At 65.1% G+C, this 23536-nt stretch carries 18 protein-coding genes; 10 read left to right on the top strand and 8 right to left on the bottom strand.

All coding sequences use genetic code 11. The features are described from left to right. The 6 genes from Q2941_RS33250 to Q2941_RS33275 all read left to right on the top strand — a co-directional run. A partial coding sequence (locus Q2941_RS33250; protein ID WP_458195063.1) for an enoyl-CoA hydratase/isomerase family protein occupies positions 1-917 on the top strand: 917 nt, incomplete at its 5' end. Next, positions 850-1839 (top strand): 3-hydroxyisobutyrate dehydrogenase, encoded by a 990-nt coding sequence (gene mmsB, locus Q2941_RS33255; protein WP_458195064.1) that lies wholly within the window; start codon positions 850-852, stop codon positions 1837-1839. The genes Q2941_RS33250 and mmsB, both read left to right, overlap by 68 nt. Before the next feature lie 51 nt (positions 1840-1890). Beyond that, complete coding sequence (locus tag Q2941_RS33260) at positions 1891-3606, top strand: AMP-binding protein (protein ID WP_458195065.1); 1716 nt, start codon at positions 1891-1893, stop codon at positions 3604-3606. Next, positions 3607-4086 carry a MaoC family dehydratase gene (locus Q2941_RS33265; protein WP_027523785.1) on the top strand — a complete coding sequence of 160 codons (480 nt, stop codon included), beginning with the start codon at positions 3607-3609 and terminating at the stop codon, positions 4084-4086. 274 nt (positions 4087-4360) lie between these two features. Continuing rightward, on the top strand, positions 4361-5278 hold the full coding sequence (locus Q2941_RS33270; protein ID WP_458195066.1) for an SDR family NAD(P)-dependent oxidoreductase: 918 nt from the start codon (positions 4361-4363) through the stop codon (positions 5276-5278). A gap of 147 nt (positions 5279-5425) precedes the next feature. Beyond that, entirely contained in the window at positions 5426-6655 is a 1230-nt protein-coding gene (locus tag Q2941_RS33275) for a BaiN/RdsA family NAD(P)/FAD-dependent oxidoreductase (protein WP_458195067.1), read from the top strand. A gap of 109 nt (positions 6656-6764) precedes the next feature. Here Q2941_RS33275 and Q2941_RS33280 read toward each other — a convergent pair whose 3' ends face one another. From Q2941_RS33280 to Q2941_RS33290, 3 genes are all read right to left on the bottom strand, one after another. Then, the gene (locus Q2941_RS33280) at positions 6765-7844 is read right to left on the bottom strand and encodes a D-TA family PLP-dependent enzyme (protein WP_458195068.1); all 1080 of its coding nucleotides are present in this window, start codon (positions 7842-7844) and stop codon (positions 6765-6767) included. 109 nt (positions 7845-7953) lie between these two features. After that, positions 7954-9765, bottom strand: coding sequence for an ABC-F family ATP-binding cassette domain-containing protein (locus tag Q2941_RS33285; protein WP_458195069.1), 1812 nt, complete (start codon positions 9763-9765; stop codon positions 7954-7956). Between the two features lie 2 nt (positions 9766-9767). Beyond that, positions 9768-10265, bottom strand: coding sequence for a YaiI/YqxD family protein (locus Q2941_RS33290; protein ID WP_458195071.1), 498 nt, complete (start codon positions 10263-10265; stop codon positions 9768-9770). A gap of 109 nt (positions 10266-10374) precedes the next feature. Between Q2941_RS33290 and Q2941_RS33295 the strand changes: the two genes are divergently transcribed. Next, complete coding sequence (locus tag Q2941_RS33295; protein ID WP_458195072.1) at positions 10375-11175, top strand: hypothetical protein; 801 nt, start codon at positions 10375-10377, stop codon at positions 11173-11175. A 167-nt stretch (positions 11176-11342) separates the two neighbouring features. Here the strand turns inward: Q2941_RS33295 and Q2941_RS33300 are convergent, their stop codons facing one another. Then, positions 11343-13712 (bottom strand): xanthine dehydrogenase family protein molybdopterin-binding subunit, encoded by a 2370-nt coding sequence (locus tag Q2941_RS33300; RefSeq protein WP_458195073.1) that lies wholly within the window; start codon positions 13710-13712, stop codon positions 11343-11345. Positions 13713-13927: 215 nt separating this feature from the next. Here Q2941_RS33300 and Q2941_RS33305 point away from each other — a divergent pair, with 215 nt between their 5' ends. The 3 genes from Q2941_RS33305 (at position 13928) to Q2941_RS33315 (ending at position 16261) form a co-directional block, all read left to right on the top strand. Beyond that, positions 13928-15004 carry a Ppx/GppA phosphatase family protein gene (locus tag Q2941_RS33305; RefSeq protein WP_027526988.1) on the top strand — a complete coding sequence of 359 codons (1077 nt, stop codon included), beginning with the start codon at positions 13928-13930 and terminating at the stop codon, positions 15002-15004. Between the two features lies 1 nt (position 15005). Then, the gene (locus tag Q2941_RS33310; protein WP_027526987.1) at positions 15006-15686 is read left to right on the top strand and encodes an RlmE family RNA methyltransferase; all 681 of its coding nucleotides are present in this window, start codon (positions 15006-15008) and stop codon (positions 15684-15686) included. Positions 15687-15757: 71 nt separating this feature from the next. Continuing rightward, positions 15758-16261 carry a bleomycin resistance protein gene (locus tag Q2941_RS33315; RefSeq protein WP_458195074.1) on the top strand — a complete coding sequence of 168 codons (504 nt, stop codon included), beginning with the start codon at positions 15758-15760 and terminating at the stop codon, positions 16259-16261. Positions 16262-16329: 68 nt separating this feature from the next. Here the strand turns inward: Q2941_RS33315 and Q2941_RS33320 are convergent, their stop codons facing one another. The 4 genes from Q2941_RS33320 to Q2941_RS33335 all read right to left on the bottom strand — a co-directional run bounded on the left by Q2941_RS33320 (position 16330) and on the right by Q2941_RS33335 (position 23526). Then, on the bottom strand, positions 16330-19071 hold the full coding sequence (locus Q2941_RS33320) for an autotransporter family protein (RefSeq protein WP_254112773.1): 2742 nt from the start codon (positions 19069-19071) through the stop codon (positions 16330-16332). Positions 19072-19325: 254 nt separating this feature from the next. Next, positions 19326-20387, bottom strand: a complete 1062-nt coding sequence (locus tag Q2941_RS33325) for a ligand-gated ion channel (protein ID WP_254112771.1) — start codon at positions 20385-20387, stop codon at positions 19326-19328. Beyond that, positions 20384-21430, bottom strand: coding sequence for a cache domain-containing protein (locus tag Q2941_RS33330; RefSeq protein WP_458195075.1), 1047 nt, complete (start codon positions 21428-21430; stop codon positions 20384-20386). The genes Q2941_RS33325 and Q2941_RS33330 overlap by 4 nt, the downstream gene beginning before the upstream one ends. 602 nt (positions 21431-22032) lie before the next feature. Then, entirely contained in the window at positions 22033-23526 is a 1494-nt protein-coding gene (locus Q2941_RS33335) for an MFS transporter (protein WP_035664468.1), read from the bottom strand. Between the last annotated feature and the right edge of the window lie 10 nt (positions 23527-23536).

Consider the following 23536-nt stretch of genomic DNA (forward strand, 5'->3'; position numbering starts at 1 on the left):
CCGTCAGCGTGATCCTTCTCGAAGGCGCCGGCGAGCGCGGCCTGTGTGCCGGCGGCGATATCCGCGCACTCTGGGAGAGCTCGAAGGTCGATGGCGATCTCGGCAAGATCCTGTGGCGCGAGGAGTACATCCTCAACGCCCGGATCAAGAAATTTCCGAAGCCATACGTCGCCTTCATGGACGGCATCGTGATGGGCGGCGGCGTCGGTCTGTCGGCGCATGCGAGCCATCGCGTTGTGACCGACCGCACCAAATTGGCGATGCCCGAGGTTGGCCTCGGCTTCTTCCCCGATGTCGGCGGCACGTATTTGTTGGCGCATGCGCCGGGCGAGATCGGCACGTTTTTCGGCCTGACCGGCCAGACCATGAACGGGCCGGATGCGATCCATGCCCGGTTCGCCGACGCTGTCGTGCCCGCTGCAAAACTCCCGGGGCTGCGCGAGGCGCTGACGAAGGTTCCTCTGCGCGCTTCCGCGGCAGATGTGAGCAAGCTCATCAACGGCTTTGCGACCGGTGAGACAGCGGGGCCGGTGGCAGCAAGACAGGCGACGATCGATGTACTGTTCGCCTTCGACCGCATGGAAGACATCGTCGCAGCGTTCGAGCGCGATGGGTCCGAATTCGCGCAATCCACGCTCAAGACGCTCGGCGAGAAATCGCCGCGCGGCATGGTGGTGACGCTGAAGCTGTTGCGACTGGCGCGGCAATCGGGCTCGCTGGAAGAGTGCCTCGTCCGGGAATATCGCGCCGCGCTGGAAGTGTTCCGCAGCGATGATTTTCGCGAGGGCGTGCGTGCCGCCGTGATCGACAAGGACCGCAATCCAAAATGGTCGCCGCCGCGGATCGAGGATGTCACGCCAGACATGGTCGCACCGTACTTCGCCGAGATCGGCGCCGACGAGCTCAAATTCAACTAACAGAGCGAAACACGCTCAAGCGGAGGAAACGAAGATGGCCACGATCGCATTCATCGGTCTCGGCAACATGGGCGGCCCGATGGCGGCCAACCTCGTCAAGGCCGGCCACAAGGTGGTCGCGTTCGACCTGGTCGAGGCCTCGCGCAATCAGGCCAGGGCCGATGGCGCCAGCATTGCCGAGAGCGCGACCGGTGCCGTGACGGGCGCCGATGTCGTCGTCACCATGCTGCCGGCCGGCAAGCATGTGCTCGGCGTTTGGAAGGACGTCATTCCTGCCATGGCGAAGGGCGCGCTGATCATCGACAGCTCGACGATCGACGTCGAAAGCGCGCGGCAGGCGCATGCGCTGGCCAGCAAGCAGGGTGTGCTCTCGGTCGATGCGCCGGTCTCGGGTGGCACCGGCGGCGCGAAGGGCGCGACGCTCACCTTCATGTGCGGCGGCGACGAGACGGCGTTTGCTGTGGCAAAACCGGTGCTGGAGAAGATGGGCAAGAAGATCGTCCATTGCGGCGGTGCCGGCGCAGGTCAGGCGGCAAAGATCTGCAACAACATGATCCTCGGCATTTCCATGATCGCGGTGAGCGAGGCCTTTGCGCTCGCCGAGAAGCTCGGCCTCTCGCATCAGGCGCTGTTCGATGTCGCCTCGACCTCGTCGGGTCAGTGCTGGTCGCTGACGACCTATTGCCCGGTGCCGGGCCCGGTGCCGACGTCACCCGCCAACAACGACTACAAGCCGGGCTTTGCTTCGGCGCTGATGGTGAAGGACCTGACACTGGCGCAGGACGCCGCTAAAGCGGCAGGCGCCACGACGCCGCTCGGCAAGCATGCGCAGGAGATCTATCAGTCTTTCGATGCAGCCGGTCACGGCGGGGTGGATTTTTCCGGAATTATCAAGCACGTTAGGGGGCTGGCCGGGAAATAACGGTCGTCATTCCCTGGACGACCAGAATCCGCGCGGAGAGGACGACCTGAGATGACGACCTTTCAGGAAGCGCGCGCGTTTCTGCTTCACAACCGCGCGGATTACGACGCCGCGGTCAGAGGCTTCCGCTGGCCCGATCCGGTTCCCTTCAACTGGGCGCTCGACTGGTTCGATGCCGAGCTTGCGAAGAACGCCGATAGCAAGGATCGGCCCGCGCTCTGGATCGTCGATGCCGCGCAGGACCGGCAGACCAGACTTTCCTTTGCTGCGCTGTCGCGCCGTTCCAACCAGGTTGCCAACTTCCTGCGCGCGCAGGGCCTGAAGCGCGGCGATCATCTCCTGCTGCTGCTCGGCAACGTCGTTCCACTCTGGGAAACCATGCTCGCAGCGATGAAGCTTGGCGTCGTCGTGATTCCGGCCACGACGCTGCTCACCGCGGATGAGCTGCGCGATCGCCTCGATCGCGGCAAGGCGAGGGCAGTGGTTGCCGCCCAGGACCAGGTCGCCAAGTTTGCAAGTCTCAATGCGAACGGACTCGTGCCCATCGTCGTCGGCGCCGCCGATGGTTGGCTCTCCTATGACGAGGCGGCGAAAGCCGCCGAAAGCTTTACGCCTGATGGTCCGACGCAGGCTGACGATCCGATGCTGCTCTATTTCACTTCGGGCACCACGGCAAAGCCAAAGCTCGTGCGGCACAGCCAGCGCAGCTATCCCGTCGGTCATCTCTCCACGATGTACTGGCTGGGCCTGCAGCCAGGCGACGTTCACCTCAACATCTCTTCGCCCGGCTGGGCCAAGCACGCCTGGAGCTGCTTCTTCGCGCCGTGGAATGCGGGCGCGACCATCTTCGTGGTCAACCAGCCGCGCTTCGACGCCAAGGGACTGCTCGCCACCATCGGCCGCTGCGGCGTCACCACGCTGTGCGCCCCGCCGACGGTGTGGCGGCTGTTCATCCAGGAGAACCTCGCCGCGTTCAACGTGTCCCTGCGTGAGGCCTGCGGCGCCGGCGAGCCGCTCAATCCGGAAGTCATCGACCAGGTGCGCGCCGCCTGGGGCCTGACCATCCGCGACGGCTACGGCCAGACCGAGACCACGGCGCTTGCCGGCAATTCGCCGGGCCAGAAGGTCAAGATCGGCTCGATGGGCAGGCCGCTGCCGGGCTTTCGTGTGCAGATCAGCGATGCCGACGGAAATCGAGCGAGGGAGGGCGAGGTAACGCTCGTCCTCGGCGACAGCCGTCCCGCCGGCCTGATGCAGGGCTATCAGGGCGACGACGGCCGATTGTCCGGCGCCGAAGGCGAGCTCTATCGCAGCGGCGACGTCGTATTCGAAGACGAGGAGGGCTATCTCACTTTTGTCGGCCGCTCCGACGACGTCTTCAAATCCTCCGACTACCGCATCAGCCCGTTCGAGCTGGAAAGCGTCCTGCTGGAGCATGAGCTGGTCGCGGAAGCCGCCGTGGTGCCGAGCCCGGATCCGATCCGGCTCGCGATCCCCAAGGCCTTCGTGCTGCTCACCTCGGGCGCCGAGCGCTCGCCGGAAACGGCGCTGTCGATCTTCAGGCATCTGCACACCCGGCTTGCGCCGTTCAAGCGCATCCGCCGTATCGAGATCGTCACCGAGCTGCCGAAGACAATCTCTGGAAAAATCCGCCGGGTGCAGCTACGCAGGCTCGAGCGCGACGACGATCGCGACGATCCCCTGCGCGGCCGGGAATTCCGCGAGGAGGATTTTCCGGAGCTGCCAAAGGCAAGGAGTGAGACTTAAGTGAACGAAGTCTGGAAGAAGCCGCCGATAACGCTAGAGGCCTATCAGGCCCTGGTCGGCAAGGAGGTCGGCGTGTCGTCGTGGCACCTGATCGACCAGCCGCGCATCGACACCTATGCCGACGTGATCGAGGACCACCAGTTCATCCATGTCGATCCCGAGCGCGCCAGGAAGGAGACCGCTTTCGGCACCACGATCGCGCATGGCTTCCTGACGATGTCGCTGCTGTCGATCATGTCCTATGAGGTGATGCCGGTCATCGCCGGCACCACGATGGGCGTCAACTACGGTTTTGACAAGCTGCGCTTCATCTCGCCGGTGCGTTCGGGCAAGCGCGTCCGTGGCCGTTTCGTGCTCGCGGAAGCAAAACTCCGCAAGCCGACGGAATTGCAGTCCCGCACCAGCGTGACGGTAGAGATCGAGGGCGAGGACAAGCCGGCGCTCGTCGCCGAGTGGCTCGGGTTGATCTATTTCGCCTGAACGTACCCGTCATCGCCGGGCTTGACCCGGCAATCCATCGCTGCTCAAAACGCCTTCAAATCGGCGCGCTCGTACCCTCCCCCCTTGTGGGAGAGGGTGCCTCGCGGAACGCGAGGCGGGTGAGGGGTCTCTCTCCGCGAGCGCATCTGTGGAGACAACCAATCATCCGGCGCCGTAGCCGACGCTACCCGTCGGCGTCGCTTTTAAGGACGGCGGCCGTAGGCCGCCTACGCCACCTTCTCCAAGGGGAGAAGGGAAGAAAGGAACTGCACTAATGTCAATCAGGTTTGACGGACGCGTCGCTATCGTCACGGGCGCGGGCAATGGTCTGGGGCGGGCGCATGCGTTGGGGCTCGCGAGCCGCGGGGCCAAGGTCGTGGTCAACGATTTCGGCGGCGCGCGCGACGGTACCGGAGCCTCGCTGTCGCCGGCGGAGGCCGTCGTCGAGGAGATCCGCAAGGCGGGCGGCACCGCGATGGCCGATGGCGCCGACGTCTCCAATTTCGAGCAGGTCACTGCGATGGTCGAGCGTGCCACCAAGGAATGGGGCAGCGTCGATCTGCTCTGCGCCAATGCCGGCATCCTGCGCGACAAGTCGTTCGGCAAGATGGAGGCGGCCGACTTCCAGAAGGTGCTCGACGTGCACCTCGTCGGCACCTTCTATTGCTGCAAGGCGGTGTGGGCCGGCATGCGCGACCGCAACTACGGCCGCATCGTGCTGACCACCTCTTCCTCAGGGCTCTATGGCAATTTCGGCCAGGCCAACTACGGCGCAGCGAAGTCCGGCATGGTCGGTCTGATGAACGTGCTGGCGGAAGAGGGCCGCAAGACCGACATTCGCGTCAACATCATCTCGCCGACGGCCGCGACCCGCATGACGGAGGAGCTGTTGCCGCCGCAGGCGCTGCAACTGATGAGGCCGGAAGCGATCACGCCGGCGGTCGAGTACATGCTCAGCGAGGACGCCCCGACCCGCACCATCATGGGCGCCGGCGCCGGCTCGTTCGCGGTGATCAGGATCATCGAGAGCGAGGGCGTCAATCTGCCGCCTGCCGAATGGACGCCGGACGCGATCGCCGCGCATTTTGGCGAGATCAGCGACATGTCGAAGGCCAAGGCGCTGCAAGGCGCATTCGAGCAGACGCAGAAATATGTCGCGCAAGCCGCCGCAAGAGCAGGGATCAAGCTCTAACCACCGTCATTCCGGGGCGTCGCGAAGCGACGAGCCCGGAATCCATAACCACGATCGGGAGTATGGACTCCGGGCTCGCGCCTAAGAGGGCGCGCCCCGGAATGACGAGCTCCTTTGTGGCCCGAGAATCTGGCCTAAACTCCCGTCATGACCTCGACCCAAATTCACGTTGCCGTCATCGGCGCCGGCCCGGCCGGACTGATGGCGGCGGAGGTGTTGGCCGCGGGCGGCGCTGCCGTCACCGTCTACGACGCGATGCCGTCTGCGGGGCGCAAATTCCTGATGGCCGGCCGTGGCGGGCTTAACCTCACGCATAGCGAGCCACTGCCGCAATTCCTCGCGCGCTACCGCGAGGCGGCGCCTAAGCTGCAAGCCGCAATCGACGCGTTTCCGCCAGACGCGCTCCGTCAATGGTGCGAGGCGCTGGGTGAGCCGACCTTCGTCGGCACCAGCGGGCGTGTGTTTCCCAAGGCGTTCAAGGCCTCGCCCTTGCTGCGGGCCTGGCTGCGCCGGCTCGATGCGGCCGGCGTGAGGTTTGCGTTTCGGCATCGCTGGAGCGGATGGGACGACGAGGGGCGGCTGTTGTTCTTGACGCCCAACGGCCCTTTCGCCATCGGCGCCGACGCCACCGTGTTCGCGCTCGGCGGCGCAAGCTGGCCGCGCCTCGGCTCCGACGGCGGCTGGACGGAAGTGCTCGCCGGGAAGGGCGTGGCGATCTCGCCGCTGCGGCCTGCGAATTGCGGCTTCGACGTCGGCTGGTCCGAAGTGTTCCGGACGCGCTTCGAAGGCCAGCCGCTCAAGGGCATTGCCCTCGTCTTCGGCGGACACACGGTGCGCGGCGAGGCGATCGTCACCCGAAGCGGCATCGAAGGCGGCGCGATCTACGCGCTGTCGGCCGAGTTGCGCGAGGCGATCGCGGCAAAGGGTGAAGCGACGTTGCGGATTGCGCTTCGCCCCGATCTCGACCAGGCGGATCTCGTCAGACGTCTGTCGGCGCCGCGCGGCAAACAATCGTTCTCGAACTTCCTGCGCAAGTCGGCGCAGCTATCGCCAGCCGCGGTCGGCCTCGTGCAGGAGGTCACGATGGCTGCTGGGCTGTCCCCGTCCTCGCTGGCGCCGACTCAACTCGCTGAGTTGATCAACGCCGTAGCGATCAAGCTCACCGGTGCAGCCCCGATCGCCCGCGCCATTTCAAGCGCCGGCGGTATCTCCTTCGATGAGCTCGATGCCGATTTCATGATCCGCAAGCTGCCCGGCGTCTTCGCCGCCGGCGAGATGCTGGACTGGGAAGCGCCCACGGGGGGCTATCTGTTGCAGGCGTCGTTTGCGACCGGAGCGGCTGTGGGGAAGGGCGTTCTAAAGTGGCTCGCTGGCTAAACATCGTCATTGCGAGCGCAGCGAAGCAATCCAGAATCCCGCCGCGATGACAGTCTGGATTGCTTCGTCGCTTCGCTCCTCGCAATGACGAGCGTGGAAGCGGCGCGCGCTACCGCAACTTCCCTCGCGCGGCCACCGGCAACGTGCCGATGATCTCATCGCCGCGCACCATCACGACCTCGTCCATCATGTTGACGACGACGCAAACGTGGTTCGGCACGATGCGCACGACGTCGCCGACATTGGGACGGGTGTTGCTGCGGGAGAGATCGAGAAAGCCATGCTCTTCGGCGAAGCGCGCGATCTTCGCCTCGGGATGCTCCAGAATCAGGCCATGGCCGTCGAGCCCGCCGGTATCCGTGGTCAGCGTCTTCGAGCCCGCGTCAAGAATGCCGCGCTCGGGCGCGGCGCGGCTGACGACCGTCGAGTAGATGTGCAGCGCGCAGTCGTCCCAGCTGGCGACGCCGGCCGCGACCTGCATGCGGTCGTTGTAGATATAGGTACCGAAGCGGTGCTCGGTGCTGCCCTTCAGCTTGCCGATATTGACAAGGTTCGGCGTACCGCCGGTCGAGACGATCGCGGCATCGAGGCCGTGGGCGCGCACGCCGGCCAGCGCTTCATCATAGAATTTCTGCGCGTCGGCCCAGCCGGTCTCCGTCGGATAGAGCATGAAGCCGGCGAATTGCAGTCCCTTTGAGGCCGCAATCTCGCGCGCCAGCGCAATCGCCTCGGCCGGCGTCTCGACGCCCGCGCGCTTGCGCCCCGTGTCGCATTCGACGACGACGGACAGCGGCCTCCCTGAGGCCGCGGCCGCCTTGGGCAATCCTGCAACCACGGTGGCGTTGTCAGCCGCGACCGTCATGTTGGCCTTGGCCTGCAGCGCCCCCAAGCGCGCCATCTTTTCCTCGCCCAGCAGATTGTAGCTGATCAGGATGTTGTCGATGCCGGCATTGGCCATGATCTCGGCCTCGCCGAGCTTCTGGCAGGTGATACCTTTCGCGCCCGCCGCGACCTGCATTTTCGCCAGCGTCGGGTTCTTGTGCGTCTTGATGTGCGGACGGTTGGCGACGCCGGCGTCGTCGCAGGCCTTCTGGATCCGTGCGATGTTGCGCTCGACCTTGTCCATGTCGATGACGGCACAGGGAGTGCCATATTCACGGGCGATCTTGGCGGCGAGGGGCGTGGTCATATGATCTCTCTATTTTTTGGGCCCGTAGGATGGGTAGAGCGAAGCGAAACCCATCAGAACCAATTCCCGTTGCGTGATGGGTTTCGCTGCGCTCTACCCATCCTACGATTTAAGCCTGTTCAATCTCTTCCCGGAGCATTTCGAGTTCGAGCCAGCGGTCTTCCGCAGCCGAAAGTTCTTCATGCGCCTTGGCAATGGCTGCGGACGTATCGTCGAATTTCTTTCGGTCCTTGGCGTAGAGACCGGGATCATCGAGGACGCGCTGCAGCTTCGCGATGTCGGTGTGCAGGCTCTCGATCTTCTTCGGCAGTGTTTCCAGCGCATGCTTCTCGTTGAAGCTCAGCCGCCGCTTTGGTGCCGACGTCGGAGCGGCGGGTCGCTCTTCCTTCTTCTCCGCAGGGGCCTGCGCCTTCACCGGCTCGCGCTTCAGGTCCGCGCCGCGCTGCGCCAGCATGTCGCTGTAGCCGCCGGCATATTCGATCCATTTGCCGTTGCCCTCGGGCGCAATCACCGAGGTCACGACGCGGTCGAGGAAGTCGCGGTCGTGGCTGATCAGGATCACCGTGCCCTCGTAATCGCCGAGCATCTCCTCGAGCACGTCGAGCGTCTCGAGGTCGAGATCGTTGGTCGGCTCGTCCAGCACCAACAGGTTGGACGGCTTTGCCAGCGCGCGCGCCAGCATCAGACGGCCGCGCTCGCCGCCCGAGAGGACTTCGAGCGGCGTGCCCCGCTGCTCCTGCGCAAACAGAAAGTCCTTCATGTAGCCGACGACGTGCTTCGGCTTGCCGCCGACCATGACGTGGTCGCCGCGGCCGCCGGTGAGCGCTTCGGCGAGCGTCGATTTGGGATCGAGGCTTTCGCGGTGCTGGTCGAGCGTCGCCATCTCGAGGTTGGCCCCCAGCCGCACGGTGCCGGAATCCGGCTCTGTCCCGCCGGTCAGAAGATTGACCAGCGTGGTCTTGCCGGCGCCGTTCGGCCCGATGATGCCGAGCCGGTCGCCGCGCTGGATGCGGGTGGAAAAGTTCTCGACGATCCTGCGTTCGCCATAGGCCTTGGTGATGCCCTTGGCCTCGATCACCAGCTTGCCGGAGGCTTCCGCTTCGGCCGCAGCAAGATTGGCGCTGCCGGCCGTGCCGCGATAATTGCGCCGCTGCGCGCGCAGCGCATACAGATTGGCGAGCCGCTTGACGTTGCGCTTGCGCCGGCCCGAGACGCCGTGGCGCAGCCAGTGCTCCTCGTCGACGATCTTGCGGTCGAGCTTGTGCTGGTCGCGCTCTTCCTCGGCCAGCACCTCGTCACGCCAGGCCTCGAACGACGCAAAGCCGCGATCGATCTGCTTGATCCTGCCGCGGTCCAGCCATGCGGTCGAACGCGAGAGGTTGGAGAGGAAGCGGCGATCATGGCTGATCAGCACCAGCGCGCTGCGCCGGCTGTCGAGCTCCTGCTCCAGCCATTCGATGGTGGTGAGGTCGAGGTGGTTGGTCGGTTCGTCCAGCAGCAGGATATCGGGCGAGGGTGCCAGCACCCGCGCCAGTGCCGCGCGGCGGGCCTCGCCGCCTGAGAGATTGGCCGGAGTCTCCTCGCCGGTGAGCCCGAGCTGCTCCAGCAGGTAATGAGCCTGATGCTGGTCATCGCCGGGCGCGAGCCCCGCCTCGACATAAGCGAGCGTCGTCGTGTGAGCGCCGAAATCCGGCTCCTGCGGCAAATAGCGGATCGTGGCGCCGGGTTGGACAAAACGCGTGCCGCCGTCCGGCTCGACGAGACCGGCCGCAATCTTGAGCAGCGTCGATTTGCCCGAGCCGTTGCGCCCGATCAGGCAGACGCGCTCGCTTGGTGCGACGTTGAGCTCGACGCTCGTGAGCAGAGGCGTGCCGCCGAATGTGAGGCGGATGTCTTTCAGCTGGATCAGGGGCGGCGCCATGATCAGCCCTTGACCGTTGCGGCCTGCTCGGCGCGGCGGCGCTGGATGCGGCGGATGGTCTGGTCCAGCGCGGACAGGAAGGCGGAGCGATCGCGCGGCGTGAACGATCTCGGGCCGCCGGTGATTTCGCCAGCCGAGCGCAGATCCGTCATCAGGTTGCGCACCGCGAGCGTCATGCCGATCGATTCCTCGGTGAACGGCTTGCCGTTCGGCGCGATGACGTCGGCCCCGGTCTTCACGCAGCGGCTCGCGAGCGGGATGTCCGCGGTGATCACAATATCGCCGTCACCGGCCCGCTCCGCGATCCAGTTGTCGGCAGCGTCCATCGCGGAGCCCGCTGCGACGCGCTCGATCAGCGGGTCGTGGGGCACGCGGATGAAATTGCCCGCGACAACGCTCACGGGCACGCCGTGCCTGGCAGCGACGCGATAGATCTCGTCCTTGACCGGACAGGCGTCGGCGTCGACATAGATGCGGGGCGTGGCTGGGGGGCTCGTCATCGGCCGCGTGGTACCGCATTCGCCGCCCAAAGGCGAGCGGATTGACCGGGGTTCCTGACGCCCTACGATCGGGCTCTGAAGCAACAAAAATCAGGGCGAAGGCGACAGCATGCCAACCCGGCTCGAAACCTACCGTGTTGAGGCCTACAACACCGCCAAGCAATCCGAGAACAAGATGCACGACGACACCGTGGCGCGCCGCTTCGGCTTTTCCGGGGGGCTGGTCCCCGGCGTCGACGTCATGGCCTACATGATGCACGTGCCGGTCGCCCGCTGGGAGCGGGATTTTCTCGCCCGTGGCCTGATCGAGGCGCGCTTTATCAAGCCGGTCTATGACGGTGAGACGGCCGATGTCGATGCGGTCGAGCACAACGGGGTGCTCACCATCGAGGTGTTTTCGCGCGGCGAACTCTGCGCGACGGGAACGGCGTCGCTATCCGAGTCTGCGCCAGCGGTCGCCCTGGCCGACTATGTCGAGGTCCCCGCCGCCGCCGAGCGCAAGCCCGTCAATCCGGCCACCTTCGAGGTCGGTAAATGGCTCGGCACCGCGCAACACCGCTGGGCGGAAAAGGCGGCTACAGAGTATCTCGCCGAGGTCAGGGAAACCGATGCGATATTCGCGGGGGAAGGACTTGGTCATCCCGGTCTGATTCAGCGCGTCATGAACCGCGTGCTCGTCGACAACACAATTCTGGGTCCATGGATCCACGTCGGCAGCCGCATGCAGTTGCTGTCGGCTACGCGCGCCGGCGACCAGATCACCGCGCGAGCCAAGGTCACCGCGAACTACGAGAAGAAGGGCCACCGCTTCGTCGAATTCGACTCGCTCGTCGTCGCCAACGGCAAGACGCCACTCGCGCACTGTCAGCACACCGCGATCTACCAGCCGCGCGAGGAGGCGGCGGCGTAAGGTGGGAAGGGGCAGGCAGGTGCCTCTCACTCGCTGTCATGCCCCGCGAAGGCGGGGCATCCAGTATTCCAGAGACATCGAGATCTATTACCACAGCTGCGGCGTACTGGATCGCCCGGTCAAGCCGGGCGATGACAGCGGAGGGTAAGGAGGCAGCGAGCCTCCCCCTACGCCGTCCCCTTCGCATCCTGAATCGCCCGCCACACGCGCTCCGGCGTCAGCGGCATGTCGATGTGCTTGATGCCGTAGTCGGAGAGCGCATCGACCACCGCGTTCACCACCGTCGACAGGCTGCCCGCGCAGCCCGCTTCGCCGCAGCCCTTGGTGCCGAGCGGATTGCTCTTGGCCGGCACCGGGTGATCGCCGACGCTCATGAACGGAACGTCCTCTGCGCGCGGCAGCGCGTAGTCCATCAGCGATCCTGTGATCGGCTGACCGCTCTCGTCGTAGCGGACATGCTCCATCAGCGCCTGGCCGATGCCCTGGACGACGCCGCCGTGGAGCTGGCCCTCGACCAGCATCGGGTTGATGACGGTACCGAAATCGTTCACCGCGCTGTAGCGCACGATCTCCACCACGCCGGTGTCCGGATCGATCTCGACTTCGGCGACGTGGCAGCCGTTCGGGAAGGCTGATGGCACCGGTTCGGTGGTGTGGTCGACGTCGAGCGAAGAGGGCACGCCCTCCGGCACCTTGCCGTCATGCAGGCGCTTGGCCAGGTCCATGATGTTGATGCTGCGGTCGGTGCCGGCGATGGTGAAGCGGCCGTCGGCGAACTCGATGTCGGCCTCGGACGCCTCCATGAGATGCGCCGCGGCGCGCTTGCCCTTCTCGATGACGAGGCGGGAGGATTCAACGATCGCCATGCCGCTGGCGGTGATCGAGCGCGAGCCGCCGGTGCCGTTGCCGGTGTGGACGATGTCGCTGTCGCCCTGCACGAGTTTTACGCTCTCGAAGGGCACGCCAAGCTGCGCGCACAGCACCTGCGTGAACGGCGTCGCGTGGCCCTGGCCGTAGTCGAGCGTGCCGGTGATGAGCTGCACCGCACCATCGGGGGCGAACACGATCTTGCCGAGCTCGACGCCGGGAGGGGCGGTGACCTCGAGATAGGAGCCGATGGCGATGCCGCGCAGCTTGCCGCTCTTCTTGCTCTCCCTCTTGCGCTTGGAGAAGCTCTCATAGTCCGACAGCTCCAGCGCCTTGTTGAACACGGCCTGGAAGTCGCCGCTGTCATAGGTCACGCCGGAGGAGGCCGGGAAGGGCATCTGGTTCGGCTTGATGAAGTTGCGCTTGCGCAAGGTCAGCCGGCTGATCCCCATCTCGTCGGCGGCGCGGTCGATCAGCCGCTCCATGTAGTAGTTCGCCTCGGGGCGGCCGGCGCCGCGATAGGCTCCCATCAAGGTGGTGTTGGTCAACACCGTCTTGATGTCGATTGCCATCAGCGGCGTGCGGTAGACGCTGGAAAAATTCTTGCCGGTGTTGAGCGAAAGCGGGCTCGGCGCGACGCCGGTGATGTAGGCGCCGAGATTGCCGTAGCCGGAGAGTTTGGCTGCGAGGAAATGCCCCTCGGCATCCAGCGCCAGCTCGGCGTGGATCTTCTGGGCGCGGCCGTGGCTGTCCGAGAGGAAGCTCGTCGAGCGCTCGTCGGTCCACTTCACCGGACGGCCCAGCGTCTTCGCCGCAAACAGGATGCACATATATTCGGGGTAGTTGATGTTCTTCATGCCGAAGGAACCGCCGACATTGGCGGTGAGGATGCGCACCTTCTCGTTCGGCACCTTCAGGTTCTTGGCGAGATTGGCGCGGTTGCCCGAAACGCCCTGCGTCGGCACCTGGATGGTGTAGCGCTCGGTCTTCTTGTCGTAGGAGGCGAGCCCCACGCGCGGCTCCATCGAGACCACGGCGACGCGGGTGTTCTCGATGTCGAGGCTGGTCACGTGCGCGGCGCTGGCGAACGCCGCCTCGACCTTCTCGGCATCGCCGAAGTGATAGTCGAGCGCGACGTTGCCCGGGATGTGGTCGTAAAGCTGCGGCGCGCCTGCCTGCGCGGCTTCCTCGGGATCGGTGACCGCGGGCAGGGGCTCGATGTCGGCCTCTACGGCTTCCGCGGCGTCGCGCGCCTGCGCCAGCGTTTCCGCTACCACGAAGGCGATGGGATCGCCGACGAAGCGGACCTTGTCGGACGCAAGCGGCTGGCGGTTGGTCTGGAGCAGGGGTGAGCCGTCGCGGTTCTTCAGTGGCAGGCCGCACGTGAACGGGCCATAGCCGGCAGCGTTAAGGTCCGTGCCGGTCCACACCCCCAGCACGCCCGGCATTGCCTTGGCCGCCTCGGTGCCGATGCCGCGGATCACGCCATGCGCGTGGGTCGAGCGAACGATCACGGCATAGGCCTGGCCGGGCAGGTTGAAATCGTCGGTATAGCGGCCCATGCCGCGGACCAGCGTGTCGTCCTCCTTGCGCCGGACCGGCTGTCCGACACCGTTTTTTTGCAGTGCAATAGCGTTTTCGAGCGAGGACGATTTGGTGTGTTCTTGCATGGAAATGACCTGAAAAGCCGGCTTTTGCGCGGGTTTCGCGGGCGGCGGAAGGACCGGACCCCGTTCAGATAACGCACGGGCCCGTTCACGACAACGCACGAATAGGCATGGTCCCATTGTGATGGGTTGTTGCGCGGGGCCCACGCGCTGCTAAAGTTTCGGGCGAAAAAGCAATTCCGGATCGGCCCTTTCGGGGCCGTGGAAAGACAGTTTGTATGAATGACCACACGAGGCTCCGCGACGGCCTTGCGCCGCACGGAGAGCTCGGGGCGATGGCCACGGCGGCGCTGGCCGTCGAACCGGCCGCCCCTGCGCAAATGTCGGGAACCGGCGTCTACGCGGCGCTGGACCTCGGCACCAATAACTGCCGATTGCTGATCGCCTGTCCGACCAGTGAGGGGTTTCGCGTGGTCGATTCCTTCTCGCGCATCATCCGGCTCGGCGAGGGCGTTTCGGCCACCGGCTGCATCAGCGAGGCCGCGATCGAGCGCGCCATCGCGGCGCTCAGCATCTGCCGCGACAAGATCGAGCTGCGTAAAGCGCGGCGGCTGCGGCTGATCGCCACCGAGGCCTGCCGCGCCGCGTCGAACGCGGACGGCTTTCGCAGCCGCGTCGCCGCCGAGACCGGCATCGAGCTCGAGGTGATCGACCGCGAGACCGAGGCCGCGCTCGCCGTGCTCGGCTGCTCGCCGCTGGTCGATCCCAGGGGGCGCGGCGCGATCCTGTTCGACATCGGCGGCGGCTCGACCGAGCTGGTGCGGATCGAGCGCGACCCCACGGACGAGAATCCCCAGCCGCGCACAAAGGCCTGGATGTCGATTCCGCTTGGCGTCGTCACGCTCGCCGAGCATTTTGGTGGCCGCGACGTGACGCGCGAGACCTACGCGGCGATGGAAGAGGAGGTCGCCCGGCATGTCGCGCCCTTTGCCGAGGAGCACGGCCGCGATCTCGCCGACATGCATCTGCTCGGCACCTCGGGCACGGTGACGACGCTCGCCGGCATTCACCTCAATCTGGCGCGCTACGATCGCCGCCGCGTCGACAGCATCTGGATGGATGATGCCGACATCGCCGCGACCATCAACAAGCTGCTCGGCATGAGCTATGCGGAGCGTGCCAGCAACAATTGCATCAGCATCGAGCGTGCCGATCTCGTGCTCGCCGGCTGCGCCATCCTCGATGCCATCCGCCGCGCCTTCCCGCTGCCGCGCCTGCGCGTCGCCGACCGCGGCCTTCGCGAAGGCATGCTGGTCGAGATGATGCGCGAGGACGGCGCGCTCAGGAGCTGGTGAAATGGCCAAGGACACCACCGGCCGCTTGCACGTCCAGGTCAAGACCGGCGGCAAGCGCAAGCTGTCGTCAAAGCTGTGGCTCGAGCGCCAGCTCAACGATCCCTATGTCGCCAAGGCCAAGGCGCAGGGCTATCGCTCGCGCGCCGCGTTCAAGCTGCTCGAGATCGACGACAAATTCCGCCTTCTGAAGCCCGGCATGGCCGTGGTCGATCTCGGTGCGGCGCCGGGCGGCTGGAGCCAGATCGCGGCCAAGCGCGTCGGCTCCGTCGACGGCAAGGGCAAGGTCGTCGCCATCGATCTGTTGGAGATGCCGGAAATCCCCGGCGTCGACTTCGCCCAGCTCGATTTCATGGACAACGAGGCGCCGGACAAGCTCACCGCGATGCTGGGCGGCGGCGCCGACATCGTGATGTCCGACATGGCCGCCAATACCACCGGCCACCGCAAGACCGACCAGCTCCGCATCGTCGGCCTCGTCGAGACCGCAGCGGCCTTTGCCTGCGATGTGCTCAAGCCTGGCGGGACGTTTCTGGCCAAGACGTTCCAGAGCGGCGCCGACGCCGACCTGCTCGCGCAGCTCAAGCGCGATTTTGCCACCGTGCGTCACGTGAAGCCGGCGGCGAGTAGGCAGGATTCGTCGGAGCGCTACGTGCTGGCGACGGGATTTCGGGGTGGCAATTAGGACGCGACGGTCATTCACCCGTTGTCACGCCGCACTTCGCATACAGACGTGATAGCTTGTCTGCAGGGATCATGACACCTAACGACGTCAAAATGTCCAAACCGTCGCTTTCAGACCCTGGCTCTCGCGCGACCTCCGATAGTACAGGGAGCGCGCCGCGCGACGGCTGGGCCGATCTTGTCCCCGAACTCGGCGTTTCGAACATTCAAAACAGCTTGTCGTTTTGGCGAGATCTACTTGGTTTCGAAGTCGCTTACGACCGCCCGGTTGCTCGATTTGCATATCTCGTTAGGGGACGTTTGCAAGTTATGCTCTGCGAATTGAACGGGCGTTGGGAGACGGCTGAGATGCAGCGCCCGTTTGGACGAGGCATCAATCTTCAGATCGCCGTCGATCGCATCGAGCCTATCCTGAACGCTCTAAGCGATGCTGACTGGCCGCTCTATGAGCAACCGAACGATGCTTGGTATCGGGTGGGTGACCAAGAGTGCGGACAGCGTGAATTTCTCGTTCAAGATCCGGATGGTTACCTGATCCGCTTCGCCGAACGACTGGGGGTACGCGCACCTTCGTGACGCCGATCTTATTGCAGCCATGCCTTGACCGCTTTGCGTGGCAGGTTCGCTCCGGCCGCTTCCCGGCATCAGAAGCCGTACTTCACCGCGCCGCGCACCCGCTGGCTTTCGATGCCGCTGACGGAGCTCGTCAGGAGATATTCGAGATCGAGGCTGAGGGCGCCACCGACCCCGGCCCGCAAGCCAAGTCCGCCGGTGAGGGTGTCGCGCGAGGTCGAGGTGCCGCTGAGCGTATAGCCGGAGGCGAGGCCGACGAGATCGACGTAGTTCAGCGTCTGAGCATATCCGCCGTCGAAGGCATGGCGCCATTCCGCGCGGGCTGTCGGCGTCAGCACGCCCCAGCTCTGCAGCATCGGATAAGCGAGGCGGCCGCCGATGACGCTGGCGACGCTCGTGGTGTTCATGCTGTCGTAGGTCAGCGCCCACGTGCTCGAGCCCGTCTCGCTATAGCCGTCGAGGGCGGCCCTGACGATATCGAGACGGCCATAGGACGAGATCTTCCAGCCGTCCCATTTGGACACGTGGGTCACACCGACCGTACCGAACACGTCGCGTCCCGTGCGCGCGCCCGCGAGCATAACGTTACCGTCGCCGGACCAGCGCTTGCTATCGAATCGCAGCGTGCCGTAGCCGCCGGCGACGTCGAGATAGGTGTGCGGCCGAAAGCGCCAGCTCGCATAGATCGCGGCATCGAAGTTGCGCGCGTCGATCCGCGAGCCGTCGCTGCCGATGTCGCTATGGTCGAAGCCGAGACCGAAGGCCGCGCCGAGCTTCAGGCCGTCGGCGATGCGCCGATCGAAGCCGAGCGTGACGCCCGACGAGGTGAAGCGGTTGTCGAAACTGTCGTCGCTGCGCAGCCGGCCGAAGCCGACGGTGCCGGAGGCCCAGACGTGAAATGGGAGCACGTTGGTCTTGTTGAGGGACTCGACGGCCTGCGGCAGCATTGCGGCAAACTGGTTGACGGCGCGGCCCTCATCGCTCTGCTTCGTCAGGGAAGTGCCAAGGAGCAATTCGCTGGCATAGCCGAGGGCAGGGCCCGCGCTGGCCTGGCTGTCCAAAGAGCTGGCAGTGCGGCCGGCTCCGCCGCCGGACGCGGTGTTGCCGTTCGCGCCAGATCCCACTTGTGACGAGCCGGAGGCGCCGGCTAGGCCGGAAGCGCCGCCGCCATCGTCCTCGTCATGCAGCGCTTCAAAGCGGCTGAAGATATTGGAGATCTGGGTCTGGCCGAACTGCACGGCGCTCGACACCTGCGAGCCGATCAGGCCGCGCACGGTGCTGCTCGCGGTCGGATCGGACCGTCCGACCGTCAGCGTGATTGCGCTCGAGGTCGCGCCGGCATTGTTGCCGTCGCCGCCGTAAGTGGCGGTGATCGCATGCGTGCCCATCGCCAGGGCCGGGGTCGCAAGCGTTGCGATCGCACCCGAGACCGTGGCGGTGCCGAGAACCGTCGTGCCGTCCTTGAACGTGACGGTGCCAGTCGGCGAGCTTCCGCCCGACAGCGTCGCGGTCAAGGTCACCGATTGTGCCGCAGCCGGCGACGTCGTTGAGCTCGAGACTGAGATCGTCGGGGTGGCCGAGCCGACCGACAGCGAGACCGTGCTGGATATCGCAGTGGTGTTGTTGCTGTCACCGCCATAGACCGCCCTGAACGCATGCAATCCTCCCGAAAGCGAGGAGACGAACAGGATTGCGGCCGATCCGGAGACGGTGACGGTGCCGAGCGAGGTGGAACCGTCGTAGAAAGTCACCGATCCTGTCGGCGAGCGACCGCTGCTGATGGTCGCGATCAGCGTGACCGAGGTGCTGGGGGCCATGGCCGTCGAGGACGCGGTCAAGGTGACCGTCGGAGTGTCCTGACCGACGGCCACAGTGACTGAGCTCGAGTTCACCGATGCATTGTTGGTGTCCCCATCATAGGTTGCCGTGATCGTGTGCGAGCCCAGTGATAGCGACGACAGCATCAGGATCGCGGTAGAACCGGAGATCGTCGCGTTGCCGAGCTGTGTCGAGCCTTCGTAAAAGGAGACGGTGCCGCTCGGCGTGACACCGCCTGACATCGTCGCGACCAGCGCGACCGAGGCGCCGTAGCTCGCCGAGGAGGATGAGGCGTTGAGCGCGATCGACGGCGTGGCCTGGACCACTGTCACGCTGGTCGTGCTGGTCGTCGAGGCGGCGTTGTGATTGGAGTCGCCGCCATAGCTCGCCGTGATCGTATGCGAGCCGACCGAAAGAGTGATCGAAAGGCTTGCCGAACTGCCTGATACCGACGCCGATCCGATCGCGGTGCTGCCGTCAAAGAACGTGACCGTTCCACTGGGCGAGACCCCATTGGCGAGCGTGGCGGTCAGTGTCAGCGCATTGCCGTAGACCACGGAGGAGGATGATGGCGACAGGGACAGCGTCGGCGACGCCTTGTTGATGGTGATTTGGTAGAACACAGAAAAGCCAGCCGCGTCAGCAGGATAGGTGTCCGTTCCATCCACGAAGTTATACGCGGCGGTGTATGTGCCCGCCGCAGTTGGAGTCCCGGTCAACGTGAAGGCGCACGTTGGGGAGGTGCCGCTTTGTACGGGGGTGAGGCCAGGGAAAGTGAAGTTAGATGGCTGCGGCGTACATGATAGAGCGTCCGTGTAGACGGTGACGGACTGGGAGTACACCGTTCCGACCGTGCCGCTCGGCAGTATTCGCTGGGCGTGGGCGGTGCCATCGATGGCGAAGAACGAGAAGGCCGCCAGCACGGCGGCGAGCCATGTGTACCCGAACCGAATATGGCCGCGGCGTGCAATCTTGTCCAAGTCAAAAGAGATCATGTCCCAGCCCCACCTTTTCGGATCCCGGCCGAAGACTGGTCTCGGCGCGGGCACCCGCACTGATCGGGACGCGCGGCCCATCAACTGCCGCAAATCCGCGCGACTCGACGTCTTACGTGTCTGGGATCGACTGAGGTCTGTTAGGTGAAGGTGGGAGAATCCACCATCAATGCGCGTTGATCTCGCGGGCGCGCCCGGTCCACCTGCAGCTCGAAGCCGAGACCGATGAGCGCCTGGTCGCGCTTGCGGCTGAATCAGGCCGGGATCGCCCGCACCGCCGCGCCGATGCAGATGGCAGCCATGATGCACGGTAGCGCCCAGCGTATCTGCTGCCTGAGTTCATCGATCACGGCTCCACTCACCGCTTGCGCGCGACGCGACAGCGTGTCCAATGACATGTCGACGATCAGGACCACGATCAGGTACATGTAACCAAGGGAGATGATTTGGGCGACCGGCGTGTTGAGCGAAATGCAGCCCGGAAAGCTCGATTCGAACGTGAAGCTGATGGCGGCGAGCGCGAGCAGCGACGAGAAGATCAGGCTGCCCTTGTCCTTGGACGCCAGATCCGGTGCCCATAGTACGAAAACGGATACGGCCAGCACGGCCATGATCGGCACGAAAATGCGCAGCAGATAATGCGTCGAGATCCGTGCGAGCGTCATGGTCACGTCGAGCTTGGAATAGCTGCGGGCGTTCCATCCCATCGCATCACGGTTCGCGAAGCGCAGGCCGGCGGCGCGCCAGTCGACCGAGGCGGTCGTATCCTCGATCCCGGAGATGTCCCGATCGGACTCGGTGGAAACCAGGATCGCGTCCTGCGCCGCATGGCGCGGCAGGAAGAACGAAAGCGTGAGATCCTGGCGGTCGAACGGGAAAGCGTTGAGGTTCAGGCCGAAGCGAAAGCGCGCCTCGTAGCGTTCGATGAGCATCACCTCGCCATTGGCATAGGTCGACGTGGCCACGGTGCGCGCCTCCGGCTCGCCGATGCGATTCTCGATTTCGAGGCCAGGCGTCCAGATCGATTTCAGATATTCGTCGGCTCCCGCGCCGGTGCGGTCGAGGCGGCCGAAGCCTATCGCGACGGGATCGAAGGCCTGCCGACGATCGGTCCAGCGCTGCGTGACTTCGACGAACAGGCGTCCTTCGCCGACGACTTCCTTGATCGAGAGCACCTTGAGGATCCGCACCGCGACGCGCACCCGCACGGGAAGCTGTGCTCCCGTTGGCAGTTCGGTCTGAACGGCCTCCGCTGGCGTCGAGGCGAGGCAGAACAGCGTCAGGATCACGCTCAGGATGCCGGCGAACGGTCTCATGGGCGTGACCTGCCGCGCGCGCACGTGGCGCGGAACAAGAGTGCGAACGCCAGGAAAGCGCAGATGCCGCCGCAGATCGCGATGACGCGCAACTCGGTGCGCGAGCGTCCGAGTTCGATACCGTAGTCGGCCTTGAGCGCGATGGAGAAGCCGATCATGCGGCCGCTGAAATCGACAAGCGGACGCGTAATCAGGTCGTAGCGACGGCCGTCGATCGTCGGCGAAGCTGCCACGCTGTCATGCGCCGGACGCAGCGGCATCGTCTTCAACAGCGACGAGAACAGCCGGTCGTCGGTCGACATAGCCAGCACGAGGTCGCCGAAGGCAGGCAGATTGGGATCGAGCGCGATGCCTGCGAGAGAGGGAACGACGACGATCGCGATGTCGGCGTTTGAGGTTGCTTTGACGCTCTCGATCAGAGGCTTGAGATCGAGGCCGACTTCAACGGTTCCGACCATGACGCCCTGCTGTTCGACGACGGTCGCCCCGCGCAGGCCGATTCCGGCAACGCCGATTTCCAGCCCGACCTGCGAGCGACCGGTGCGATTGGCGGCGACGATCATCGGACGAAATCCGGAGATGTCGTCGTCGAATTGATCGGGCTTGTGGACGCGCAGGAAATAGCGGATGTCCTTGTCCTGGAAGCCGAAGATCTGCACGCCAGCCTGCTGGCGCAGATGGGCAAATGTCTCCGCAGACTGGCGCATCAATTCGGCTCGGTCGCGCGCGGCGAGCGCTTGGCGGATCGTCGTACGCCGCGCCGTGACCTCGGCCAGCGCCAGCGCGAAACGGCCGCCGCGGTCGAACGCGGTCGAGAGCTCGCCGTTGACGAGCCGCATCTCGCCGCCACGAACACGGGTTCCGATTTCGATCTCGTAGCCGTCGGCAAACCAGAGCATGACGCCGAAGGCGGCTGCGATCACGGCGGCCACCGTCGCGGCGAGCATTCCCGACAGACCAGGTGAGGGGCGGTGTTCGCGTTTGAAATCGACCAACTCGGTCGCGGTCTCGGCGGCAGGAATAGAAGTTTCGATCGCGAGCATCTGGAATTCGGTGGGACCTGAGACGGCAACTTACGAGGGTGCAAAACGCAATTGCTGAGAGATGAGCTGCGCGTAGGAAGCTCATTCACGCCGAAACCGTCCATTTATCGGTGGCTCACCATATCGCAGCACTCTAGCCGTTTGGGATAGTGCACAAATATCAATGGGCGTTGATGAATGTCTGAAATTTGATCAGTTCTGGGCCACGTGAAGACGGCGGCAAGCCTCCGGCGATTTCCGCTATTCCGCCGCTGTTAGTGAACAAGCGGACATCAGGCGCGTCGGCACCAGGCATCTCGTTTTATGATCGTACGCCCAGTTGAACGCCGCTTTCGGGCGGGGCCTAGAGGCGCCCTTTCGCGAATTGCACCACGATCGCATATTGCCAGTGATTTGCCCGACGCGTCAAACGATTTCGGAAAAGACGCAGGGTGTCGTCTCGGCACTCCCTGCTACTTTGCATGGGGTTGTTTTCCGGATTTTTGCCAGGGAGCGCCCTGTGGCCACAGGCTCCGTCATTGCGAGCGCAGCGAAGCAATCCAGAATCTTTCCGTGGATGCAGTCTGGATTGCTTCGCTGCGCTCGCAATGACGAGGGAGGAGTCACCCCAGCCGCTGATCCCGCATGTCCTGCGTATCCTCGGTCGCAGCCTTGACGGCGGCACTCGCCGCGCTCTTCGCCGCGCCCTTGCGGCTGGCGATCTCGACCGCCTTGCGGCCGGAAATCTCGTGGCCGGCATCGCGGGGCATCTGCCAGAAGAACCAGGCCGACGCGGCCGAGGTCAGCCCCACCACGATGAAAGCGGGCCAGAACACGGTGGCGTCGATCTCAGTGACGTGGCGCCACCACATCGTCGATTCGACCGAGAAGGCGCCGACCGCGACGCCCGCGGAGACCGCGAGTTGCTGGTTGACGCTGACGAGCGTGGTGGCGCGGCTCATCTGCGCGGCCTCGACGTCCGCATAGGCAACCGTGTTGATCGCGGTGAACTCCAACGAGCGGAAGAAACCGCCGACCACGAGGATCACCATGATGATCAGCAGCGGGGTCGTCACCGTGAACAGCGCGCACACGCCGAGGAAGAACGCGCTGATGATCGCGTTCACCGTCATCAGGTTGCGGAAGCCGAAGGCGCGGATGATGCGGGCAGCGAGCGTCTTCATGCCCATGGCACCGAGCGAGGAGGCGAAGGTCACGAGGCCCGAATGGAACGGCGTCAGCCCGAAGCCGATCTGCATCAGGAGCGGCAGCAGGAACGGCAGTGCGCCGATGCCGAGCCGGAACATGAAGCCGCCGATGACGGCCGCGCGCAGCGTCGGAAGGTTCAGCAGCGAAAAGTCCAGCACCGGGGATCCCGTGCGCCGCGCATGAATGACGTACAGCGTCATCGAGATCGCGCCGCCCGCGATCAGGGCCAGCACCGTGCTCCAGGGCAACAGGTTGAGGCCCGCGACCGACAGACCGAAGGCAATACCGGCAAGCCCGATGCCCGCGAGCATCATGCCCTTGAGATCGAACGGCTCCTGCGCCTCGCTCTTGATCGGATCGATGAAGCGCAGCGCCATGAAGATGCCGAGCAGACCGATCGGCAGGTTGATCAGGAAGATCCAGTGCCAGGACGCATAGGTGGTGATGAAGCCGCCGAGTGGCGGGCCGACCACGGGACCGATCAGTGCGGGTACGGTGACCCAGGCCATGGCGTTGACGAGATCGCTCTTGTCGATCGAGCGCAGCAGTACGAGCCGCCCGACCGGCGTCATCATCGCGCCGCCCATGCCCTGGAGGATGCGCGCGAACACGAAGTCGGTCACCGAGCCCGACAGCGCGCAGCCGACCGAGCCCACCATGAACACGCCCACGGCGATCGCAAACACCAGCCGCGCGCCGAACCGGTCCGCGGTCCAGCCGCTCGCCGGGATGAACACTGCAAGCGAGAGCAGGTAGGAGGTGATCGCGAGCTTCAGCGTCAGCGGGCTCGTGCCGATGTCGGCGGCGATCGCGGGCAGGGATGTCGCGATCACCGTCGAGTCCATGTTTTCCATGAACAGGGCGGTCGCCACGATCAGCGGGATCACGCGTTGCTTGTTGACCGACATGACGGATATT

It is taken from the genome of Bradyrhizobium sp. UFLA05-153 (assembly GCF_054185185.1).

Excerpts from the sequence above, each read along its gene's own strand:
- mmsB (WP_458195064.1), top strand. The coding sequence starts at position 850 with ATGTCACGCCAGACATGGTCGCACCGTACTTCGCCGAGATCGGCGCCG.
- Q2941_RS33260 (WP_458195065.1), top strand. The coding sequence starts at position 1,891 with ATGACGACCTTTCAGGAAGCGCGCGCGTTTCTGCTTCACAACCGCGCG.
- Q2941_RS33270 (WP_458195066.1), top strand. The coding sequence starts at position 4,361 with ATGTCAATCAGGTTTGACGGACGCGTCGCTATCGTCACGGGCGCGGGC.
- Q2941_RS33275 (WP_458195067.1), top strand. The coding sequence starts at position 5,426 with ATGACCTCGACCCAAATTCACGTTGCCGTCATCGGCGCCGGCCCGGCC.
- Q2941_RS33280 (WP_458195068.1), bottom strand. The coding sequence starts at position 7,844 with ATGACCACGCCCCTCGCCGCCAAGATCGCCCGTGAATATGGCACTCCC.
- Q2941_RS33285 (WP_458195069.1), bottom strand. The coding sequence starts at position 9,765 with ATGGCGCCGCCCCTGATCCAGCTGAAAGACATCCGCCTCACATTCGGC.
- Q2941_RS33290 (WP_458195071.1), bottom strand. The coding sequence starts at position 10,265 with ATGACGAGCCCCCCAGCCACGCCCCGCATCTATGTCGACGCCGACGCC.
- Q2941_RS33295 (WP_458195072.1), top strand. The coding sequence starts at position 10,375 with ATGCCAACCCGGCTCGAAACCTACCGTGTTGAGGCCTACAACACCGCC.
- Q2941_RS33300 (WP_458195073.1), bottom strand. The coding sequence starts at position 13,712 with ATGCAAGAACACACCAAATCGTCCTCGCTCGAAAACGCTATTGCACTG.
- Q2941_RS33305 (WP_027526988.1), top strand. The coding sequence starts at position 13,928 with ATGAATGACCACACGAGGCTCCGCGACGGCCTTGCGCCGCACGGAGAG.
- Q2941_RS33310 (WP_027526987.1), top strand. The coding sequence starts at position 15,006 with ATGGCCAAGGACACCACCGGCCGCTTGCACGTCCAGGTCAAGACCGGC.
- Q2941_RS33315 (WP_458195074.1), top strand. The coding sequence starts at position 15,758 with ATGACACCTAACGACGTCAAAATGTCCAAACCGTCGCTTTCAGACCCT.
- Q2941_RS33320 (WP_254112773.1), bottom strand. The coding sequence starts at position 19,071 with ATGATCTCTTTTGACTTGGACAAGATTGCACGCCGCGGCCATATTCGG.
- Q2941_RS33325 (WP_254112771.1), bottom strand. The coding sequence starts at position 20,387 with ATGAGACCGTTCGCCGGCATCCTGAGCGTGATCCTGACGCTGTTCTGC.
- Q2941_RS33330 (WP_458195075.1), bottom strand. The coding sequence starts at position 21,430 with ATGCTCGCGATCGAAACTTCTATTCCTGCCGCCGAGACCGCGACCGAG.
- Q2941_RS33335 (WP_035664468.1), bottom strand. The coding sequence starts at position 23,526 with ATGTCGGTCAACAAGCAACGCGTGATCCCGCTGATCGTGGCGACCGCC.